Origin of the sequence: Streptomyces racemochromogenes, from assembly GCF_044129415.1 — a bacterium.
GTDB classification, from domain to species: domain Bacteria; phylum Actinomycetota; class Actinomycetes; order Streptomycetales; family Streptomycetaceae; genus Streptomyces; species Streptomyces racemochromogenes_A.
On record NZ_JBBDHD010000009.1, the window covers coordinates 31,955 to 50,666 of the forward strand.

Consider the following 18,712-nt stretch of genomic DNA (forward strand, 5'->3'; position numbering starts at 1 on the left):
GCCGGACGCGGGCCGGGTGTTGCTCCGCGGACCCGCCGCGGCCGCCCCCTACCGTGGGCCCCGTGGCGGAACGGGTGACGGACACGGCGGGTACGCCGGACGCGGTGGACACGGCGACGGCCACGGCGCACCTCAAGGAGCGGCTCTACGCGACGATCACCATGATCTCCGTCGTCATCGGTCTCGCGGGCACCGGCCATCCGGACGCCGCCGGGGCCGCGGCCACGGTCGGCACCGCCGCGCTGGGCCTGTGGCTGGCCGCGCTCGTCGCCGACCAGCAGGCCCACCGGGTCACCCACGGCGCCATCGCCCGGGGACGGGACCTGCGCCGCATGCTCTTCGTCAGCAGCCCCCTGCTGCTGTCGGCGGTGGGCCCGCTCCTGCTGATCGGCGCCTCCGCACTGGGCGTCATGCACCTGACGACGGCGCTGTACACGGCAGCCGGGGTCAACGTCGCCACCCTCTTCGCCTGGGGCTGCTACAGCGGGATCCGGATGGGCGGAGGAACGGCCCTCGCCCTGCTCGCCGGCGCGATCGACGCGGCGATCGGCACGGCGGTCGCGGGGGTCAAGGCGATGACCGGCCACTGAGGCCCGCCGGTCAGCCCGCCACGCGGGCCATCCACGCCTCGACCTCGTCCGCCGAGCGCGGCAGGCCCGCGGACAGGTTCTCGTTGCCGTCGGCCGTCACCAGCAGGTCGTCCTCGATCCGGACGCCGATGCCGCGCCACTCCTGCGGCACCGTGAGGTCGTCCGGCTGGAAGTACAGGCCCGGCTCCACCGTCAGCACCATGCCCGGCTCCAGGACGCCCTCGACGTAGTCCTCCGTGCGGGCCTGGGCGCAGTCGTGGACGTCCAGGCCGAGCATGTGCCCGGTGCCGGCCATGGTGAACCGTCGCTGCAGGCCCAGCTCGTACGCCCGGTCCGCCGGACCCTCGATGAAGCCCCACTCGACGAGCTTCTCCGCCAGGTACCGCTGGGCCGCCACGTGGAAGTCGCGGTACGCGGCCCCCGGCTTCACGGCGGCGATGCCCGCCTCCTGGGCCTCGTACACGGCGTCGTACACCGTGCGCTGCACCGGCGTGAACGTGCCGGTCACGGGCAGGGTGCGGGTGACGTCGGCGGTGTAGAGGGTGTGGGTCTCCACACCGGCGTCGAGCAGGAGCAGGTCACCGGGGCGCACCGGGCCGTCGTTGTCCGTCCAGTGCATGATCGTGGCGTGGTCGCCCGCGGCGCAGATCGAGCCGTACCCGACGGAGTTGCCCTCCAGCCGGGCCCGGCGGAAGAAGGTGCCCTCGATCCACCGCTCGGAGGAGGCCACCGCCCGCGAGAGCTCGCCGACGCAGTCGGTGAAGCCGCGCACGGTGGAGTCGACCGCCTTGCGCATCTCGCCGATCTCCCAGACGTCCTTGACCAGGCGGAGCCCGCTCAGCACCTCCTCCAGCTCGGCGTCGCGCCCGGCGTCGGTGGTGACCGCGGCCTCCAGCGCCGGGTCGACGCCGCGGACGATGCGCGTGGGCACGTCGGGCGCGGCGGCCAGGTCGCCCACCGCCGTGCGGACGTCCCGACAGGGCAGCCCGAGCACGTCCTCCGACTCTGCGAGGGAGCGGCGGCGGCCCATCCACAGCTCGGCGGTGTAGCCCAGCCAGAACTCGTCGGTGTCCCGGCCGTCGCGGGGCAGCAGGTAGCAGTGGGCGTCGTGGCCGCCGTCCGGACGGGGTTCGAGGACGAGCGCGCCGTCCCGGGCCCGGTCCCCGGTCATGTGGACGTAGCCGGAGTAGGGGCGGAACGGGTAGGTGTCGTCGTTCGAGCGGGTCTTGAGGTTGCCGGACGGGACCACCAGCCGCTCGCCGGGGAAGCGCGCGGAGAGCGCGGCGCGGCGCAGGGCCGCGTAGGGGGCCTGCTCGTCGAGCGGGAGGCCGCGGCGTTCGGTGTCCGCCCAGCCCGTCCTCATCAGGGCGGACAGTTCCCCGGAGATCTCCGAGTAGAGGCCGTTCTTGCGTGCGTTCGCCACGTCGTGCACCTTCTTCCGGACGGGTCCGACCGCCGGGAGACCCCGGCGCTGCCCGGACGGTACTGCGGCCGCGCGCCCTCGGGAGGCCCCGGCGTGCCAGTGGCACCGATCGGCCAACCGGGCCCCGCGGTCGTCGATAATGCGGGGCATGGCGAACGCGAAACTCGGCGAGGCCCTGCGGATGCTGGGGATCGGCCCCGCAGCGGGCCGCGTCTACCTGTCACTCCTGGAACTGGCCCCCGCACCCCTCGCCGACATCGGGCGTGCGGCCGGGCTGGAGGGCGCCGAGTTCGCCGCGGCGTACGCCGAACTCGTCGACGCCGGGCTGGCCGGAGCCGCCGAGGAGGGCGCGGACGTGGTGGCGCCGGTGCCGCCCGCCGCCGGCCTGGAGGTCCTCGCCAGGCACCGCGCGGCCGAACTGGAGGCCTCCCGCATCGCCGTGGGCGGCGCGTTCGAATCGTTCCGCCGCCGGCGGCTCACGGCGCACGACGAACACCTCGTCGAAGTGGTGACCGGCGACGCCGTCGGGCCGAGGCTCCGTCAGGCCTGGGCCAGCGCCCGCGAGCAGATCCGCCAGTTGGAATCACCGCCCTACTTCCCGCAGACCGAAGCCCTCGACGACGCGCTGGCGACCCTCGCCAGGGGGGTGACGCAGCGGGTCGTCTACTCGAAGGCGTCACTGGAGACCCCCGGACGGCTGGAGACGGCCGTCGAGCCCTGCATCGAGGCGGGTGAGCAGGCCCGGGTGGCGCCGACGGTGCCGGTCAAACTGCTGATCATCGACGAGGCGTACGCGCTGGTGTCCCTGTCGATCAGGGAGGCCGACGTGCACCACACGACCCTGGTGGTCCAGCCGTGCGGCCTGCTCTCGGCACTGGTCGCCCTGTTCGAGCAGACCTGGCAGCAGGCCCTGCCCTTCCACGGCCGCGCCACCCGCCCGGCCGGCCTGGCGCCCGCCGACCGCCGGCTGCTCCGCCTCCTCGCCGGCGGCGCCGCCGACGAGGTCATCGCCCGCGAACTGGGCATCAGCCGCCGCACCTTCTTCCGCCGGCTCCAGATCCTGATGGCCCGCCTGGGCGCCGAGAACCGCTTCCAGATGGCCCTCCAGGCCCAGCGCAACGGCTGGCTGTGACCCGGCCGCGGCGCCCGGCCCCGGCCCCGGGGCCCCGCCGGGAGGGTGCCGTGTGATGATGTCCGTCCACTCCGGGGAGGCGATGGTGCTGAGAAGGGGCGCGCGGTGGGCCGCGGGCGCGACGGCCGCGGTCTGCATGGCGCTGCTCCTGGGCCCCGGCGCACCGGCCGGTGACGTCCCCCTCGCCGGGCGGCCCGCCGGGGAGGCCGTACCGGAACGGGTCGCCACGTGGAACATCTGCAATCCGTGCGGCGGCAGCGGGCTCGACTTCGGTCGCGCGAAGGAGATCGCCGCCATCGCGCCGCAGGTCATCGGCCTGCAGGAGGCGTGCGTACGTGACGTCGAGCAGATCCGCAGGCACCTGGAGGAGGTCTACGGGCTGGTCTACCGGGTCGAGTACGGGACGGTCCTGCGGAACTGGAACCGCTGCGGGGGACTGCCGTGGCGGCCGGGCGGCTACGGTCAGGCGATCCTCTCGGCCGCGCCGATGACGGAGCGGATGAACGTCGCCTACCCCGACGGCGGCTCCGAGGACCGCGGATACCTGGCCGTCACCACGCTGGTGGGCGGCCGTCCCGTCCGCGTGTTCAACACCCACCTCGCCGAGCGCCGGCAGCCGCAGGCGCGGGCGGGCCAGGTGCGGGTGCTCGCCGCGGAGGTCGCCCGCCACGAGCGCGCCATCGTCCTCGGCGACTTCAACGCCGTGCCGCAAGCGCCCGAACTCGGCCCGATGTGGGCGCTGGCCACGGACGCGGACCCGGGCTGCCGGCCCGCGGCCGCCGGCGGCGTCGCCGACACCTGCACGGCGACCACCGACTGGAACAGCACGTTCGACTACGTGTTCCTGCGCGGCATCACCCCGCGCACGCACCGCGTCCGCCCCAGCCCGTACTCGGACCACCACGTGCTGTACACCGACCTGAACCGGGGCTGACGGGCCGTGGGGCGCCGGCCACCGCGGACGCCCCCGGGCCGGGGGGTCAGCCGCGCACGTGCAGCCCGAACCCGGTGCGGCCAGAGGGCTCCAGCCCTTCCTTCAGGTGCAGCGAGGGGATCTCGTAGTCCCCGAAGTTCTGCCGCCTGAACGCGATCGGCTCCGTCGACTCCAGCGTGAGGAGCCGCTGTTCCCAGGCCTTGGCGGCCTCCGCGTACTCCGCGTCGGTCATCCGGTCGGTGGCGTACAGCACGAACGGCGGCAGCACCTCGATGCCCGGGTAGTACAGGATGCCGTGCTGGAACGGGAACAGCAGGTCGTCGATGGGGCCGTTGATCCCGCGAGCGGCGTAGTGCGGCTCCGGGCCGCCTACGGTCACCGACAGCAGGGCCCTCCTGCCCGCGAGGGTGCCCTCGCCGAAGCGCTCGTCGTACCGGGTGTCGCTGTGCTCGCCGACGCCGTAGGCGAAGCGGTAGGTGAACACCCGGTCCACCCATCCCTTGAGGATCGCGGGCATCGTGTACCACCACAGCGGGAACTGGAAGACGATCGTGTCGGCCCACAGCAGCTTCTCCTGCTCGGCGAGGACGTCCGGAGTGAGGGTCCCGGCTTCGAAGGCCCGCCCCGAGTCCCGGGCGACCTTCAGCGGACTCGACGCCTCGGGGCCGTAGTCCGCGGCGTCCACGACGGCCTTCCAGTTCATCGCGTACAGATCGCTCACCCGCACCTCGTGTCCGGCGGCCTCCAGCGTGGACACCGCCAGGTCCTTCAGGGAGCCGTTGAGCGACTTCGGCTCCGGGTGGGCGTGGACGATCAGCGTCTTCATGGGAACTCCTTCGGATCGGATGCCTTTCGGCTGCCTCCGATCCTGGCCGCCGCGGCGCCCGGCGTTCAGGGGCGCCGCTTCCGTCGGACGGGACTTCCTGGTAACGGCAGTACCACCCTCACGCGGGGAGCGACGGCCATACTGGGGGCCATGGACGATCTCGCGGGCTTCCTGCGGACCCGGCGTTCCCGGGTCGATCCGGCTGCCGTCGGCATACCCACCGACAACCGCCGCCGGGTCGAAGGGCTGCGCCGCGAAGAGGTCGCGCACCTGTCGGGTGTCAGCGTCGACTACTACGTGCGCCTGGAGCAGGGCCGCGCGACCCAGCCCTCCGACCAGGTCCTCGACGCGCTCGCCCGCGTCCTCGGTCTCGACGACACCGAACGCGGGCACCTCTGCCGCCTCGCCCGGCAGCGCCGCCGCCCGGCCAGGACGCCGGGCGGCCGGGTCCGGCCGGAACTGCTGCGCGTCCTGTCCCTGATCGCCGACGCACCCGCGCTGATCATGAACCACCGGCTGGACGTACTCGCCGGGAACCGTCTCGCCGAGCTCCTCTTCGGCCTGCCGATGCCGGGCCCGAACATCGCCCGGCACCTCTTCCTGGAGGAGGCCGAGCGCGAGTACAGCCTCTACGCGGACTGGGAGAACTGCACCCTCGACGTGGTCGGGCACCTGCGCCTGGCCGCCGGAAAGCACCCCGACGACCCGCGGCTGGCCTCCCTCATCGGCGAGCTGGCCATGGGCAGCGAGCGCTTCCGCCGCCTCTGGGCCCGCGCGGACGTACGGGCCCGCACCCACGGACCCAAGGCGTACCGGCACCCCCTGGTCGGACCGCTGGAACTGCACCAGGAGAACTTCGCACTGCCGGACGAGTCCGGCGCCGAGCTGGTGGTGCTGACGCCGGCCCCCGGCAGCCCGGCGGAGGACGGACTGCGGCTGCTCGCCGGCCTGGGCGCCGACACCGCCGACACCGCCGGAGCGCGTCGCCCGCTGAGCACCCGGAACCGGGACTGACCCCTCCCGCCCCCCTCCGCACCACCGAACCCCTCTCCCGGCGCCGCGTCGACGGCTACCGTGGGCGTACGACCCGTCAGGAGGAGCCCGTGAGCGCGCAACCCGAGGAAGCCCCCGCCCCGCCGGCCCCGGCCGCCGCCGCCCGACTCCTGGCCCGGCTGCGCGACGACCGCCGCGCCGACACCTGGGTGCCCGCCTTCGACCGGGACTGGGCCAAGGCGCTGGAGGACTCGCGCCACACCTACAGCCTCACCCCGCTCCACGACGTCGTACGCACCTGGCAGCTGCGGGTCGCCGCGGCCCCGGCCGTCGACGCGTACATGGACACCGGCCGCGACGAGAGCGCCTTCGTGGACCTGGACGACGTCCTCGGCACCCGCCGATGACCGCTCGGCCGTGGGCGGTGCGCCTGTCCCCGCACGCCGCGAAGGTCCTCACCGCGCTCCCCGAACACGCGCGGGAGATGGTCCGCGACGTCCTCGACATCGCGGTGCGCTCCCCGTGGGGCTGGCCCCAGTGGAACACCGGCGACCCGGAGGGCGAAGACGTCCGCGCCGCATCCGTCGGCCACCTCTCCGTCGTCTACGTGACCAACCGACTCACCCGCCACCTGTCCATCCTGGACATCGTCTGGCTCGGCTAGGCCGTCTCTTCCGGATCCTGTTCCCCCGGCCACCGCCGGGAAGTGCCCCCTCGGCCGGTTTGGCCCGCTCTGGTAGGTGGGCGGGTTCCGTCGAAGCACCCCCCCCCGGGGCACTGGTTGCCGTTAGCGTGAGGCGGCATGAGTGTGCTGATCGTCGGCGGCAGCGGGTTCCTGGGTGCCGAGCTGGTACGCCAGGCGGTAGCCGCGGGCGGGCGCCCGGCCGCCACGTTCCACTCCGGTGCCTGCGATGACGGCAGGGCGACCTGGCACCGCCTCGATCTTCGCGACCCCATCCGTTTGGAGAAGGTCCTCGACACGGTGGCTCCGGCCGTGCTGATCAACGCGATGAGCGGCGGAGCGGACTGGGCGGCCACAGCCGAAGGCGGGATGCGACTCGCCCAGGCCGCGGCCCGCCGCTCCATCCGCCTGGTCCACGTCTCCAGCGACGCCGTCTTCTCCGGAACGGGCCGCGACTCGTACGACGAATCCTGTCTTCCTGACCCGCTCACCCCGTACGGGGCCGCGAAGGCGGCTGCCGAGACCGCTGTACGTCTCCTGTGTCCCGACGCGGCCGTCGCCCGCACCTCGCTGATCATCGGGCACGGCCGCTCCGAGCACGAGCAGCTGGTGCACGCGCTGGCAGCCGGCACCCGGCAAGGCGCCTTGTTCACCGACGACATCCGCTGCCCCGTCCACGTGAACGACCTGGCTGCGGCCCTGTGGGAGATCGCCCTCTCCAACGCGGCCGGTGTCTTCCACCTCGCTGGTCCTGACGCCCTGAGCCGCTACGAGCTGGGCGAGCTCATCGCCCGCCGCGACGGGCTCGACCCCGCTCGGCTGCCCTCCGCACGCCGCTCTGGTACGGGCCTGCCCGGCGGGCTCGACGTACGACTCGACAGCCGCACCACCCAACAGAAGCTGCGCACCCGGCTCCGCGGCGCCCGCGAGTTCCTGAGCGGGAACAGGCCGGAGCCGAACTGACCGGCACCCACCACCGTTGCCCTGTCGAGGGCGAAACGCTCCGCCCCTGACAATCAGCCCGGGGTGGCTTGTCCGCGTTCACGAACAACCGTCAGCCTTCGGCCATTCGCAGGCACCCGAACGCAGACCTCAAGGTCTGTAGGAGCCGGATTCCGCCGTCCCGGCCCAGACGCACTGCGCCTCGGGGGTGACGCTCATCCCGAAGCTGAACAGGGGCGGAGAGCCGTGTGCTCTCCAGCGCTGAAGGCCGGATGCGACTTCTGTCAGGAGGTGGCGGCGGCCACCTTCCTGGGCCACGGTGGCACCGGCTGCATCGGTGAAGACGGTGGCCCACGAGCTGATGCCGTCGTGGAGCCGCAGGGTGAGGCCTCGCTCGCTGCGCTCGGTGCTGATCCGGATGTCCGGGTGGGACACTCGCAGGGCGAAGAGGGCGTCGGGCCCGGTGAGCGGCTCCAGGTCCGTGTCGACCTCGGCCTCACGCCCTGGCGGCCCGCCCTCCTGGGCCTCGCGGAACCCACTTCCCTGGTCGGTGCCACGGCTGGGCATGAACATGCCGAGGCCGTGGACCCAGCCGGTCGCCGCCTTGCCGTCCCCGGCGACGGTGAGGGCGATGGTGCCCAGACGTCCCCAGGGGAAGACGATGACGCCGCCCGGTCTGGTCTGTTCGATCCAAGCCCAGGGGACGGTCTCGACGGCATAGGTTGCGATCAGCCGGTCGTACGGTGCGCCCGCCGGCCAACCTTCCTGGCCGTCGCCCGTGTGCACGGCCACGTCCAGCCCGGCAGCAGCCAGGCGGCGCTCGGCTGCCGCGGCAAGGAGCGGGTCGACCTCCACGGTGGTGACCTGTCCAGCGCCGGCCCGTACTGCGAGCAGGGCGGCGTTCCACCCCGCGCCGGCGCCGACCTCAAGCACCCGGTGGCCGGGCTCAAGCATCAGCGAGTCGAGCATGTCCGCCACCACCGCGACGCAGGAAAGACTGGAGCTGGGCAGGCCGTCGAGAACCTGCGTAATCGTCGACTCGTTCGGGCCGGCGTAGACGAGGTCGGCCCAGGCAACCGGATGCCGGCCGATCTCGACGGGCACGTACGAGCCCCGCCCATCCCAGGTCCACAGCCGGTCGGGGGCGAAATGGTGTCGGGGGACGGTCTCCAGGATGGCGCGGCGGACCCATTCGGAGTCCGCCGGCCAGCCCTGGGCGTCCATGGCCTCCGCCAACGCGCGGCGGCGCTCATCAAGACGCACGAGGGTCATCAGTCCGTCAGCCCCTGCGCTTGCCGGTGGGAGGCGGCGGGGCGTCGACCTTCCCGTCGCTGTTCCCGGGCGGTGGGGTGCCGCCGCTCAGCGGCGGGTTCGGCTTCGCGTGGCTCCCGCCCCCGCCGTTGTCACCCTTGTCCTTGCCCATGGTGTGCTCCCCTCACGTGGGTGATGGTGCCTGACGTGGCCCTTGCGGCAGCAGCAGTTCACCGCCGTGGTGCCCGTGACCACCACATCACACTCCGTGGCCTCACCGGTCCAGAGGTGCAGTTCGCGCACGGCGCTTGCAGATTCTGCATAGGCGGCACGCAGAGATGCTCACGCGCTCTAGGGTGGGGGCGGCAGACCTGTGGGCCGACCGATGAAGGGCGCGCCATGAGCACCGATCCGCTCTGGACCAGCCGCCATGTTTTTGCCCGGGTGGAAGACCAGGACCCCGGCGGGCTCGTTCGGATCGGTCGGGAGGCCCTCGGCCTGCGCCAGGGCGACCTCGGCGCCCGGCTGCGGTGCTCGGCCTCCACCGTCTCCCGCCTCGAAGCCGGCCGCCACGCCGACGTCCAGCTGCTGCGCCGAGCCGCCGAAGAAGTCGGCGTTCCGGGGGACCTACTCGCCGCCTCCTTAGGGCTAAAGATGCGGCCGCGCCCTACAGTTGAGCGTGATCCGTTGCCTGCCCAGGAGGACCCGATGCGCCGCCGTAGTCTCCTCGCAGCCGTCGGCCTCGCCGCACCCGTAAGCCTGCTGGGCGGACTGGAGACAGCGCTCGCAGGCCCACCGGATCCGACGGGCTCCCCCCCAGCCGCTGGACGCCCGGCTCGCAGACGCCCGCACCCTGTTCGACATGGGCCGTCACTCGCAGCTGCTGGAGGCGCTGCCGGGCTTGCTGGGTGACGCCCACGAAGCCGCTGCCGACCGCCGGGACCTCGACTACGCCCGTCTGTCCTCCGCCTACACCCTGGCCGCGACCTTGCTGAACAAGCTCGGCGCCTACGGGACGTCCCGGATCACGGCGGACCGGGCCGCCGCCTACGCCGAGGTCTCCGGCTCCCCGCTTGCCGTCGCGGCCGCCGCTCGCGAACTGGCGGCCGTCCTGCGCCACCAAGGCCAGGAGGCGGCCGCACAGCGGCACATCGCGGCCGCCGCCGCGCGTGTGGAGGCCACGGGCCTGACCACCGACGCCCAGGCATCTGCCTACGCCCAGATGCTGTGCACCACCGCGTACACGGCCGCCGTCGCCGAGGACCGCGACCGGGCCCTCGCCATGATCCGAGAAGCCTCACGCGCCGCCCGCGGCCTGCCCGACCGTGCCCCGGCCGGCCGGCTGTTCCCCATCACCCCGGCGTCCGTGGACCTCTACGCCGTCGGCGTGCACTGGGCCCTCGGTGACGCGGGCACCGCCATCGAGGCCGGCCGCAACCTCCGGGCTGAGCAGTTCGCGACCGCCGAGCGCAAGGGCCGGATGTACACCGACCTCGCGCGGGCGTGGTGGCAGTGGGGCAAGCCCGAGGAAACCGCCACTCAGTTGCTGGCCGCTGCCCGGGTCTCGGTCGCAGAAGTGCGCGACCGGCCCCCGATCCGGGAGATCGTCACCGACCTCGGCACACGCCACCCCCGGGTCGCCGGCGTCCGCGAGCTCGTCGCGATCGGCGACGCCAGCCACCGGCCGACAACCGCCCCATGGCAGCCAGACGCTCCTGCCCCACGCCTACGCGCCCCCCGCGGGGCCGACTCCGGTGGCGAGGGCGGACAGGATTCGGTCGGGGGTCAGGGGTAGTTCGCGCAGGCGGTGGCCGGTCGCCCGGCTGACGGCGTTGCCGATGGCCGCCGCGGCGCCGACGATGCCGATCTCGCCGATGCCCTTGCTTCCCATCGGGTTGAGGTGTTTGTCGTGCTCGTCGATCCAGTGGGCCTCGATGGCGACGGGGACGTCGGCGTTGACCGGTACGTGGTAGGCGGCCAGGTCGCGTTCCGCGAAGTCGCCGAAGGCCGGGTCCAGGCCGCTGTGTTCGGTCAGGGCCATGCCCAGCCCCATCACCATGCCCCCGATGAACTGCGAGCGGGCCGTGCGCGGGTTGAGGACGCGGCCGGCGGCGAAGACCCCCAGCATCCGCCGCACCCGCACCTCGCCGGTGACCGTGTCGGCCTGCACCTCGGCGAAGTGGGCCCCGAACGCGTGCCGCGCGTACGGGGACCTCTGCTTCGCCGACTGGGTGGTGTCCGCGGACGCGGACAGTCCCGCGTCGGGCAGCGGCCCGTGGTGGCGGGCCAGGCGGTCGGTGAGGGCGGCGCACGCGTCGTGCACCGCCCAGCCCCAGGACGCCGTCCCGGTGGAGCCGCCGGCCACGGGGCCGGCCGGCAGCGCGCTGTTGCCGAGCGACAGCGATACGGCGTCGAGCGGGACCCCCAGCGCGTCGGCGGCGATCTGGGAGAGGACCGTACGGGCGCCGGTGCCGATGTCGGTGGCGTTGACCTCGACGAGGTAGCTCCCGTCGGGGCGGGCGTGGGCCCGTGCGCCGGCCGGGGCGATGTACACGGGGTAGGTGGCCGCCGCCATGCCGCTGCCGATGAGGAGCGGCCCCTCCCGCCGGGGCGGCCGGCGGCCGGCCCAGCCGAAGCGGTCGGCGCCCTCGCGCAGGCACTCCACGAGGTGGCGGCTGCTGAAGGGACGGCCGCTGTCGGGCTCGGTGGCCGGGTCGTTGCGTACGCGCAGCTCGACGGGGTCCATGCCGAGGGCGTCGGCCAGCTCGTCCATGGCCGACTCCAGCGCGTACATGCCGGGCGTCTCGCCGGGGGCCCGCATCCAGGAGGGGGTGGGCACGTCGAGCGCGGCGACGCGGTGCGTGGTGCGGCTGTCCCGGACCGCGTACATCACCCGCGCGGGCACGGCGGCCTGCTCGACGAACTCGCGCACCCGCGAGGTGTACGTGGTGACCTCGTGGCCGAGGGAGGTGAGCGTGCCGTCGGCGCGGGCGCCGAGCCGGACGCGGTGCAGGGTGGGAGCGCGGTGGCCGACGGTGGCGGCCATGTGCTGCCGGGGCAGGGCCACGGTGACGGGGCGTCCGCAGCGCCGGCTGGCCATGACGGCGAGGACGACGTGGGGGCGTGGCGTGCCCTTCGAGCCGAAGCCGCCGCCCACGTGCTCGGCCAGCACCGTGACCCGGTCCTCGGGCAGCCCGAACAGCCCGGCCAGGACGGTGCGCACCACCGTGGTGCCCTGGCAGGAGTCGTGGACGGTGAGGTGGCCGCGTCCGGCGTCCCAGTCCGCGGTGGCGGCGTGCGGTTCCATCGCGTGGTTGTGCAGCGGCGGCACCGCGTAGCGGACGTCGATCCGTACGGGCGCGGCGGCGAACGCCGCGTCCGGGTCCCCCTGTTCGCGGTGCGCGGGGTAGCCGCCGTTGACCTCCTCCGGGGTGTACAGGCCGGGGTGGCCCTCGCGCAGTACGACGTCGTGCGGCTCCTCCTCGTAGGTGACGCGCACCGCGTCGGCGGCGGCGCGGGCCCCCTCCAGGGTGTCGGCGACGGCCAGCGCCACGTACCAGCCGCGGTGCGGTACCCGCAGGTCCTGGAGCAGCTGGAGGCCGGGGTCGTCGGACGGGCCCAGGCGGGGTGCGTCGTACGGGGTGAGGACGCCCAGGACCCCGGGCAGGGCCAGGGCGGCGGCGGTGTCGACGGCGGTGATCCGGCCGCGGGCGATCGTCGCGGGCACCGGCCAGGCGTAGGCCCGCCGCGGCAGGTGCCGTTCGGCGGCGTAGAGCGCGGTGCCGGTCACCTTCTCCCGGCCTTCGCGCCGTGGGACGGGGGTGCCGAGGAGGGCCTCGGCGGCGGTGTCGAGGGTGGCGGAGGCGGAACTCATCGTGGGTCCTGTGGTCCTGTCCTGTGGTCGGTGGAACCGGGACGCGTACCGGCCAGCGTGGCGATGGTGTCGCAGGCGAGGTTGCGGGCGAGGGGGACCTTGTACGCGTTGTCGCGCAGGGGCTCCGCCCGGGCGAGTTCGGCGTCGACCGCCGCGCGCACGGCGTCGGGGTGCGGCTCGGCGCCGGTCAGCCGCGCCTCGGCCGTGGTGGCCCGCCAGGGCCGGTGGGCGAGGCCGCCGAAGGCGAGGGCGATCCGGCGCACGAGGCCCGTGTCGGGGTCGAGGTCCAGTACGACGGCGACCGAGGCGAGGGCGAAGGCGTACGACGCGCGGTCGCGGGCCTTGCGGTAGGAGGAGACGGCGCCGGGCGCCGGGGCCGGCAGCAGCACCGCCGTGATGATCTCTCCCGGGCGGATGACGGTGTCCTGCTCGGGGCGGTCGCCGGGCAGCCGGTGGAACTCGGCGGCCGCGACCGTGCGGGTGGTGTCCGGTCCCCCGTACAGCTCGACGTCGGCGTCCAGCGCGGCGAGGGCGACGGCCATGTCGGAGGGCTGGGTGGCGATGCAGTGCTCGGAGTGCCCGAGGACCGCGTGGTCGCGGTGGACGCCGTCCCGGGCCCCGCACCCGCTGCCCGGTTCGCGCTTGTTGCAGGGCTTGGAGAGGTCCTGGAAGTAGGCGCAGCGGGTGCGCTGGAGCAGGTTGCCGCCGGTGGTGGCGACGTTGCGCAGCTGGCCGGAGGCGCCGGCGAGCAGGGCCTGGCCGAGCAGCGGGAAGCGGGAGCGCACCCGGGGGTCGGCGGCCAGGTCGCTGTTGCGGACCGTGGCACCGGCGCGCAGGCCCCCGTCGGGGAGGTCGGTGATCTCGTCCAGGGGGAGCCGGGAGATGTCGATCAGTGTGGTGGGGGTCTCGACGCCCAGTTTCATCAGGTCCACGAGATTGGTGCCGCCGCCCAGGTAGCGGGAACCGGGGTGTGCGGCGTGGGCGTCGGCGGCCTCGCGGAGGCTGGTGGCGCGTACGTAGGCGAAGGGCTTCACACGATCACGTCCGCATCCGCACCGGTCCTGGTGGCCGCGGCGTCCGCGGCGGCCTCGGCGACGGCCCGGACGATCGCCGGGTAGGCGCCGCAGCGGCACAGGTTGCCGCTGAGCCGCTCCCGGATCTCCTCCGCGGTCAGCGCGGCGGCCCCGGCCCGGGCACCGGCGGCGGTGACGTGCGACGGGTCGCCGGCGGCGGCTTCGCGCAGGGCGCCGACGGCGGAGCAGAGCTGGCCGGGGGTGCAGTAGCCGCACTGGAAGGCGTCCTGCTCGATGAAGGCGCGCTGGAGCGGGTGCAGGGTGCCGTCGGACCCCGCGAGGCCCTCCACGGTCGTGACCGCGCACCCGTCGAGGGCGACGGCGAACAGCAGACAGCTGTTGGCGCGCCGGCCGTCCACGAGGACGGTGCACGCACCGCACTGCCCGTGGTCGCACCCCTTCTTGGCGCCGGTCAGGTCCAGGTGCTCGCGCAGGGCGTCGAGGAGCGTGACGCGGTGGTCGAGGTCGAGGTCGTGAGGGGTCCCGTTGACGCGCACGCTCACGCGGGAGCGGGTCTCGCCGGTGGACCCGTCCTCCGGCGTGCCGTGCGCCGGCCGGGGCGGCGGGTCGGATGCGTGGGCCACGACGAGCTCCCTGTCGTCCGCTGGGGGAGGGACGTCCGCCCCCTGACCAGCCTGACCCCTCCCGCCCCCACCGGCGCCGCACACCTCCGGCACCCGGCCCGGGCCTCCCCCGTACGGCCGACGCGGCGGCGGCCCGGCGCGCGACTCGGCCGTACCGGACGTACGCGGGGCCCCGCCAAGGCGGTGAGGTGTGGTGCCGTGCGGCGCGGGTCGGGAGTGAACCGGGAGGGACGGCCTAGCGTGGTCCCGTGACGAACCATCAGGGCGTGGGGCGGCGAGCAGCCGTGGTGATCTGGGTGACGGCGGCGCTGATGGGGCCGGGAGGCGTGGCCGGCGCGTCCGCCGGGCCGTCCCCGCGGCCCGGCGGTGTGGTGTACGTCGCCAACCTGCGCTCCGACACGGTGTCGGTCGTCGACGGCGGCACCGGCGCGGTCGTGGGGAGCATCCCCGTCGGGGACGGGCCGGACAGCGTGGCCGTGAGCCCGGACGGCGCCGGGGTCTATGTCACCAACTCCGCGGCGGACACCGTGTCGGTCATCGACGCCCGCACCAGGACGGTCGTCGCCACCGTTCCCGTCGGCGACGAACCGAGCCGGGTGACGGTCTCACCCGACGGCCGGAACGTCTACGTCGCCAACGTCGGGTCGGACGACGTGTCGGTGATCAGCACCCGCACCCGTGCCGTGACGGACACCGTCAAGGTGGGCGACGCCCCGCTGGGCGTGGCGGTGGCGGCCGACGGATGCACCCTGTACGTCGCCAACGCCGGGTCCGGGACCGTCTCGCTGGTCCGGACCGGCACCGGGACGGTCACCGGCACGATCCGCGTCGGCAGCGGACCGACCGCCCTGGTGCCCGCCCCCGACGGCCGCCGCCTGTACGTCTCCAACCTGACCTCCGACGACGTGTCGGTGGTCGACCTCCGCGCCGGCGTGGAATCGGACCGCATCCCCGTCGGGGACCAGCCGGCCGGAATCGGGGTCCTGCCGGACGGCCGTCAGGTGTACGTCGCCGACATCGGGTCCGACACCGTGTCCGTGATCAGCACCCGCCGCCGTGCCGTCACGGCGACCGTGGCGGTGGGACACGGCCCCAACGGCCTCGCCGTCGCCCCGGACGGCTCCCGGGTCTACGTCAGCGACTTCGACTCGGACGCCCTGTCGGTCATCGACGCCGCGGGAGTCCGCGTGACGGACACGGTGGCCGTGGGCGACGGGCCGACTGGTGTGGCGGTGGCCCCGGGCAGGGGGCCCCGGTGACGGAGGCGTCCGCCGGGCGGATGCCGCCCGGTCACGCCGGGGTGCCGGGGGCGGCAGCGGTGAGGTGGTGCTCGTAGGTGTGGAAGCCGTCCCGTACGCCGAGGATCACCTCGCCGAGGACGAGGTGGCCCTCGCTGATGAGCGGGGTGTCGCGCAGCGCCTCGACGAGGAAGTAGTACGCGCCCAGGTCCTCGGTCTCCAGGACGGCGAAGTCGGAGAAGCGGCTGTTGAAGGCCTCGCCGTCGAAGAACCGGGCCGTGATCCGGTCCGCGTACCGGGCGAACACCGGCTCGATGTGCGTGGCGCGCATGCGGTTGCGCTCCTCGCGCGGCAGCGCCAGCCAGCGCGGTGTGAGCGTGTAGGTCAGCACGATGCCGTACGTCATGAGTCCCCCAGAGCGAATGTTTACACCGTTAACTCTGATGAGAAGCTAAAGTGATAGGTGTTAACTTTGTCAAGCGGAGGGCGGGCGCACGGAGATGACGGACACCCAGGGGAGCGCCGCGGGCCGGCGCCGTCACCGCGTGCGCGAGGAGGCCCTGGCCGACGCGATGCGCATCTCCCGACGGCTCCTCGTCGACGAGGGGGCCGCCGCGGTGACGGTGCGCGCGGTCGCCCGGGAGATGGGCCTGACCGCGCCGGGCCTCTACCGCTACTACGCCGGGCACCGCGAGCTGGTCCAGGCCCTCGTCTCCCACCTGTACGAGGAACTCGCCGCCACCCTGGCCTCGGCCCGCGACACCCAGCCGGCCGGCCGCCCCGGCCTCCGGCTGCGCGAGGTCGCCCGTGAGCTGCGCCGCTGGGCGCTGGCCCACCCCAACGAGTTCGCCCTGCTCTTCGCCAAGCCCGTGGCGGACGCCGACACCGCACCCGGCGCCGCCGCGCACGACCCCAGCTGGCGCTTCGGGTCGGTGGTGCTGGACCTCATGGTCGACCTCTGGCGCCATGGCGGCGTACGGGCGCCCGCGGACCTGGACCCGGTCTGGGCGGCGCAGCTGGAGGAGGTGCGCGAGCACCTGGCGGGCGAACCCGTGCCGCTGGAGGTGATCTACGTCTTCGTCGCCGGATGGGCGAGGCTGTACGGGGCCGTCGCGGTGGAGGTCTTCGGGCACCTCGACTTCGCCCTCACCGACCCCGAGCCCCTCTTCGAGCACACCGTCGCCGATCTCCTCGCCTCGCTCGGAGCCCCGGCCGCCTGACGCACCGGCGCCGTGGAACCGCCCGGGCCCTCAGAGGCGCCGCCAGAGCGCCGGGACGTTCGGCGGCTCCCAGCCGACGGCCGCGGTGTGCGCCTGCAGGCAGCGGTACGCCAGTCCCGCGTACGCGGCCCCGTCGCCGGCCCGGTACGCCCGGCCCGGGGTCCAGGTGCCCGTGGGCGGAGCCGTCGGCGGGGGAGTGGTCGGCGGGGTGGTCGGGTCCTGGGGCACGTCCAGGACGAAGTCGAAGGTGGCCTCCAGGCCGGGCCCGGCCTGGCGCAGGTTCATCAGCAGGCGGCTGTCGAAGAGGCCGTCCGTGCCGTTGCGCGGTTCGCCCGGGAAGTACAGCTGGGTGGTGACCACCCTGCGCCCGGGGGCCTGGAGTTTGACGTGGAGGTGGCGGGTGCGGCCGGGGTAGAGCCCCGGCACGATGGTGGTCAGGCTGAACGCGCCCTGCGCCGTGCTGAACTGGTGCCCGCGGAAGCCGTAGCCGCTGTTGTCGTACGCGCCGTTGTCGTCGGCCTGCCAGAAGTCCAGCAGCACACCGGGGACCGGGCGGCAGCCCCGCCCGAAGACGTACCCGCCGACGGTGAGCCGGGTGCCGGGCGTACCGCTGGTGATCAGGGAGTTCCGCAGCGGCGAGTCGGGCTTGAAGTACGGGCCCTCCATCTGTTCCACCGTCGGCCCGTCCCCGTCGTGGCATTCGGGGGTCGGGGCGAGGCCGGCCCCGCCCGGGGCCGGCTGTTCGCGGGCGAGTGCGACCGGCGCCCCGATCAGCAGCGGGGCGGCGCCGAGCGCGGCGGCCGCGCGCAGGACGGTCTTGCGGCTGACCCGGCGTCCGCTTGCCGCGGGTCCGGGTACGTCGGTGGTGGGCTCCTCCGGTGCGGGCATCGAGGCCTCCTCGCGTGGACGGGTCGTGGGGGTGGGGGGCGCGACGGGGGAGGGCGGGTCCCGCCGGGGCGTCCGCCCCGGCGGCCCGTCCGATCGCGGCCAGCAGCCAACCTACGGTCCGTCCGGGTGCGCGGCGATGGACTCGATCCGGGGATCGTGGTGATTTCGACCGGCCCGGCTGCGGAACTCGCCCGGGGACATCCCCGTCTCCCTCCTGAAGAACCGGCAGAAGTACGCCGGGTCCGAGAAGCCGGTCAGGCCCGCGATCTGCCGGACGGTCATCTGCGTCCCGGACAGCAGCCGCTTCGCCTCCAGCGTCTGCTGCTGCCGGATCAGGCTGCCGGGCGAACGCCCCGTGGCCCGCCGTACGAGCGTCTGGAAGTGCCCGGCGGACATGCCGAGCTCCCGTGCGTACCAGCCGACCGGCCGCCCGGCCCCACCGGGCTCGCAGAGCAGCCGGCCGAAGGCCGAGGCGAGTTCCGCGGCCCGGTCGCGCGCCGGACCGGGCGCGTCCGCCGGACCGCCGGTGCGGCCGCGGGTCCGGGACGCGCGGGCGATCAGGATGTGCAGGCAGGCGCGCAACACGTTCTGGTACCCGGACCGCAGCTCCCGGTACTCACCGCCCATGTCGGCCAGGAGCGCGGCGATCGGCGCGGCCTGGTCGCCCACCGGGTGCCCGGGCAGCCCGGCCAGTGCCCGCAGGGCGGAGGCGTCGTCCGCGTGGGGCAGGAGGAAGTCCTCGTTGAAGAGCACCACGTGCCCGGTCAGTCCGTCCGCCTCGGCCCAGTGGTGGACCTGGCCGGGGGTGATCACGCACAGCTGCGGGGGCTCCACCGGCCGGCGGACCAGGTCCAGCACGTGCGCGCCGCTCCCGCCGGTCAGGTAGACGATCTCGTAGAAGGTGTGCCGGTGCGGGAAGGCCGCGCGCGACAGCGGGCCGATGGTGTCGAAGGTGCCGATCGCGAAGGGCAGCAGGTGGGGGAGGGGGACGTCGAGGTGGTGCAGGGGCAGGTCGGGGAGGGCTGTGTTCCGTATCCGGTCCATCCCCGCAGTCTCCGGCCC

Annotated in this window: 21 protein-coding genes; 11 read left to right on the top strand and 10 right to left on the bottom strand. The window is 74.2% G+C overall.

Features of this window, described 5'->3' with window-relative positions:
- Positions 1–62: 62 nt before the first annotated feature.
- Positions 63–590 carry a hypothetical protein gene (locus WDV06_RS05510; protein ID WP_395508486.1) on the top strand — a complete coding sequence of 176 codons (528 nt, stop codon included), beginning with the start codon at positions 63–65 and terminating at the stop codon, positions 588–590.
- 10 nt (positions 591–600) lie between these two features.
- On the opposite strand, the gene WDV06_RS05515 is transcribed toward WDV06_RS05510, so the two are convergent.
- Positions 601–2,013 carry an aminopeptidase P family protein gene (locus tag WDV06_RS05515; RefSeq protein ID WP_395508487.1) on the bottom strand — a complete coding sequence of 471 codons (1,413 nt, stop codon included), beginning with the start codon at positions 2,011–2,013 and terminating at the stop codon, positions 601–603.
- A gap of 148 nt (positions 2,014–2,161) precedes the next feature.
- Here WDV06_RS05515 and WDV06_RS05520 point away from each other — a divergent pair, with 148 nt between their 5' ends.
- Together WDV06_RS05520 and WDV06_RS05525 are read left to right on the top strand one after the other, a co-directional pair.
- Positions 2,162–3,145, top strand: a complete 984-nt coding sequence (locus WDV06_RS05520; RefSeq protein WP_395508488.1) for a LuxR family transcriptional regulator — start codon at positions 2,162–2,164, stop codon at positions 3,143–3,145.
- An 82-nt stretch (positions 3,146–3,227) separates the two neighbouring features.
- A complete protein-coding gene (locus WDV06_RS05525; protein ID WP_395508489.1) occupies positions 3,228–4,079 on the top strand; it encodes an endonuclease/exonuclease/phosphatase family protein in 852 nt (283 codons plus the stop codon).
- 46 nt (positions 4,080–4,125) lie between these two features.
- On the opposite strand, the gene WDV06_RS05530 is transcribed toward WDV06_RS05525, so the two are convergent.
- Positions 4,126–4,905: an NAD(P)H-dependent oxidoreductase gene (locus WDV06_RS05530; protein WP_395508490.1), complete on the bottom strand. Its 780-nt coding sequence runs from the start codon at positions 4,903–4,905 to the stop codon at positions 4,126–4,128.
- Between the two features lie 150 nt (positions 4,906–5,055).
- Here WDV06_RS05530 and WDV06_RS05535 point away from each other — a divergent pair, with 150 nt between their 5' ends.
- The 4 genes from WDV06_RS05535 (at position 5,056) to WDV06_RS05550 (ending at position 7,543) form a co-directional block, all read left to right on the top strand.
- Positions 5,056–5,919, top strand: coding sequence for a helix-turn-helix transcriptional regulator (locus tag WDV06_RS05535; protein ID WP_395508491.1), 864 nt, complete (start codon positions 5,056–5,058; stop codon positions 5,917–5,919).
- 89 nt (positions 5,920–6,008) lie between these two features.
- Entirely contained in the window at positions 6,009–6,305 is a 297-nt protein-coding gene (locus WDV06_RS05540) for a DUF6247 family protein (RefSeq protein ID WP_395508492.1), read from the top strand.
- On the top strand, positions 6,302–6,562 hold the full coding sequence (locus WDV06_RS05545) for a hypothetical protein (RefSeq protein ID WP_395508493.1): 261 nt from the start codon (positions 6,302–6,304) through the stop codon (positions 6,560–6,562). The genes WDV06_RS05540 and WDV06_RS05545 overlap by 4 nt, the downstream gene beginning before the upstream one ends.
- A gap of 138 nt (positions 6,563–6,700) precedes the next feature.
- Positions 6,701–7,543 carry an SDR family oxidoreductase gene (locus WDV06_RS05550; protein WP_395508494.1) on the top strand — a complete coding sequence of 281 codons (843 nt, stop codon included), beginning with the start codon at positions 6,701–6,703 and terminating at the stop codon, positions 7,541–7,543.
- 129 nt (positions 7,544–7,672) lie between these two features.
- On the opposite strand, the gene WDV06_RS05555 is transcribed toward WDV06_RS05550, so the two are convergent.
- A complete protein-coding gene (locus tag WDV06_RS05555) occupies positions 7,673–8,794 on the bottom strand; it encodes a methyltransferase domain-containing protein (protein WP_395508495.1) in 1,122 nt (373 codons plus the stop codon).
- A gap of 7 nt (positions 8,795–8,801) precedes the next feature.
- Positions 8,802–8,945, bottom strand: coding sequence for a hypothetical protein (locus WDV06_RS05560; RefSeq protein WP_395508496.1), 144 nt, complete (start codon positions 8,943–8,945; stop codon positions 8,802–8,804).
- Between the two features lie 227 nt (positions 8,946–9,172).
- Here WDV06_RS05560 and WDV06_RS05565 point away from each other — a divergent pair, with 227 nt between their 5' ends.
- Entirely contained in the window at positions 9,173–9,685 is a 513-nt protein-coding gene (locus tag WDV06_RS05565) for a helix-turn-helix domain-containing protein (protein WP_395508497.1), read from the top strand.
- Complete coding sequence (locus WDV06_RS05570; RefSeq protein ID WP_395508498.1) at positions 9,636–10,568, top strand: transcriptional regulator; 933 nt, start codon at positions 9,636–9,638, stop codon at positions 10,566–10,568. The genes WDV06_RS05565 and WDV06_RS05570 overlap by 50 nt, the downstream gene beginning before the upstream one ends.
- Here the strand turns inward: WDV06_RS05570 and WDV06_RS05575 are convergent.
- Genes WDV06_RS05575 through WDV06_RS05585 form a run of 3 tightly spaced genes read right to left on the bottom strand, consistent with a single transcriptional unit; the run spans position 10,500 to position 14,304 of the window.
- A complete protein-coding gene (locus tag WDV06_RS05575) occupies positions 10,500–12,647 on the bottom strand; it encodes a xanthine dehydrogenase family protein molybdopterin-binding subunit (protein WP_395508499.1) in 2,148 nt (715 codons plus the stop codon). The two genes, WDV06_RS05570 and WDV06_RS05575, sit on opposite strands and share 69 nt — an antisense overlap.
- Positions 12,644–13,681: an FAD binding domain-containing protein gene (locus WDV06_RS05580; protein ID WP_395508500.1), complete on the bottom strand. Its 1,038-nt coding sequence runs from the start codon at positions 13,679–13,681 to the stop codon at positions 12,644–12,646. The genes WDV06_RS05575 and WDV06_RS05580 overlap by 4 nt, the downstream gene beginning before the upstream one ends.
- Positions 13,678–14,304, bottom strand: a complete 627-nt coding sequence (locus WDV06_RS05585; RefSeq protein ID WP_395508501.1) for a 2Fe-2S iron-sulfur cluster-binding protein — start codon at positions 14,302–14,304, stop codon at positions 13,678–13,680. The genes WDV06_RS05580 and WDV06_RS05585 overlap by 4 nt, the downstream gene beginning before the upstream one ends.
- A 248-nt stretch (positions 14,305–14,552) precedes the next feature.
- Here WDV06_RS05585 and WDV06_RS05590 point away from each other — a divergent pair, with 248 nt between their 5' ends.
- A complete protein-coding gene (locus tag WDV06_RS05590; protein ID WP_395508502.1) occupies positions 14,553–15,563 on the top strand; it encodes a YVTN family beta-propeller repeat protein in 1,011 nt (336 codons plus the stop codon).
- 31 nt (positions 15,564–15,594) lie between these two features.
- Here WDV06_RS05590 and WDV06_RS05595 read toward each other — a convergent pair whose 3' ends face one another.
- Complete coding sequence (locus WDV06_RS05595) at positions 15,595–15,948, bottom strand: darcynin family protein (RefSeq protein WP_395508503.1); 354 nt, start codon at positions 15,946–15,948, stop codon at positions 15,595–15,597.
- Positions 15,949–16,042: 94 nt separating this feature from the next.
- Here WDV06_RS05595 and WDV06_RS05600 point away from each other — a divergent pair, with 94 nt between their 5' ends.
- Positions 16,043–16,762 carry a TetR/AcrR family transcriptional regulator gene (locus WDV06_RS05600; RefSeq protein WP_395508504.1) on the top strand — a complete coding sequence of 240 codons (720 nt, stop codon included), beginning with the start codon at positions 16,043–16,045 and terminating at the stop codon, positions 16,760–16,762.
- A gap of 30 nt (positions 16,763–16,792) precedes the next feature.
- On the opposite strand, the gene WDV06_RS05605 is transcribed toward WDV06_RS05600, so the two are convergent.
- A complete protein-coding gene (locus WDV06_RS05605) occupies positions 16,793–17,650 on the bottom strand; it encodes a dioxygenase family protein (protein ID WP_395508505.1) in 858 nt (285 codons plus the stop codon).
- Positions 17,651–17,761: 111 nt separating this feature from the next.
- Positions 17,762–18,694: a helix-turn-helix domain-containing protein gene (locus tag WDV06_RS05610; protein ID WP_395508506.1), complete on the bottom strand. Its 933-nt coding sequence runs from the start codon at positions 18,692–18,694 to the stop codon at positions 17,762–17,764.
- Positions 18,695–18,712 lie beyond the last annotated feature (18 nt).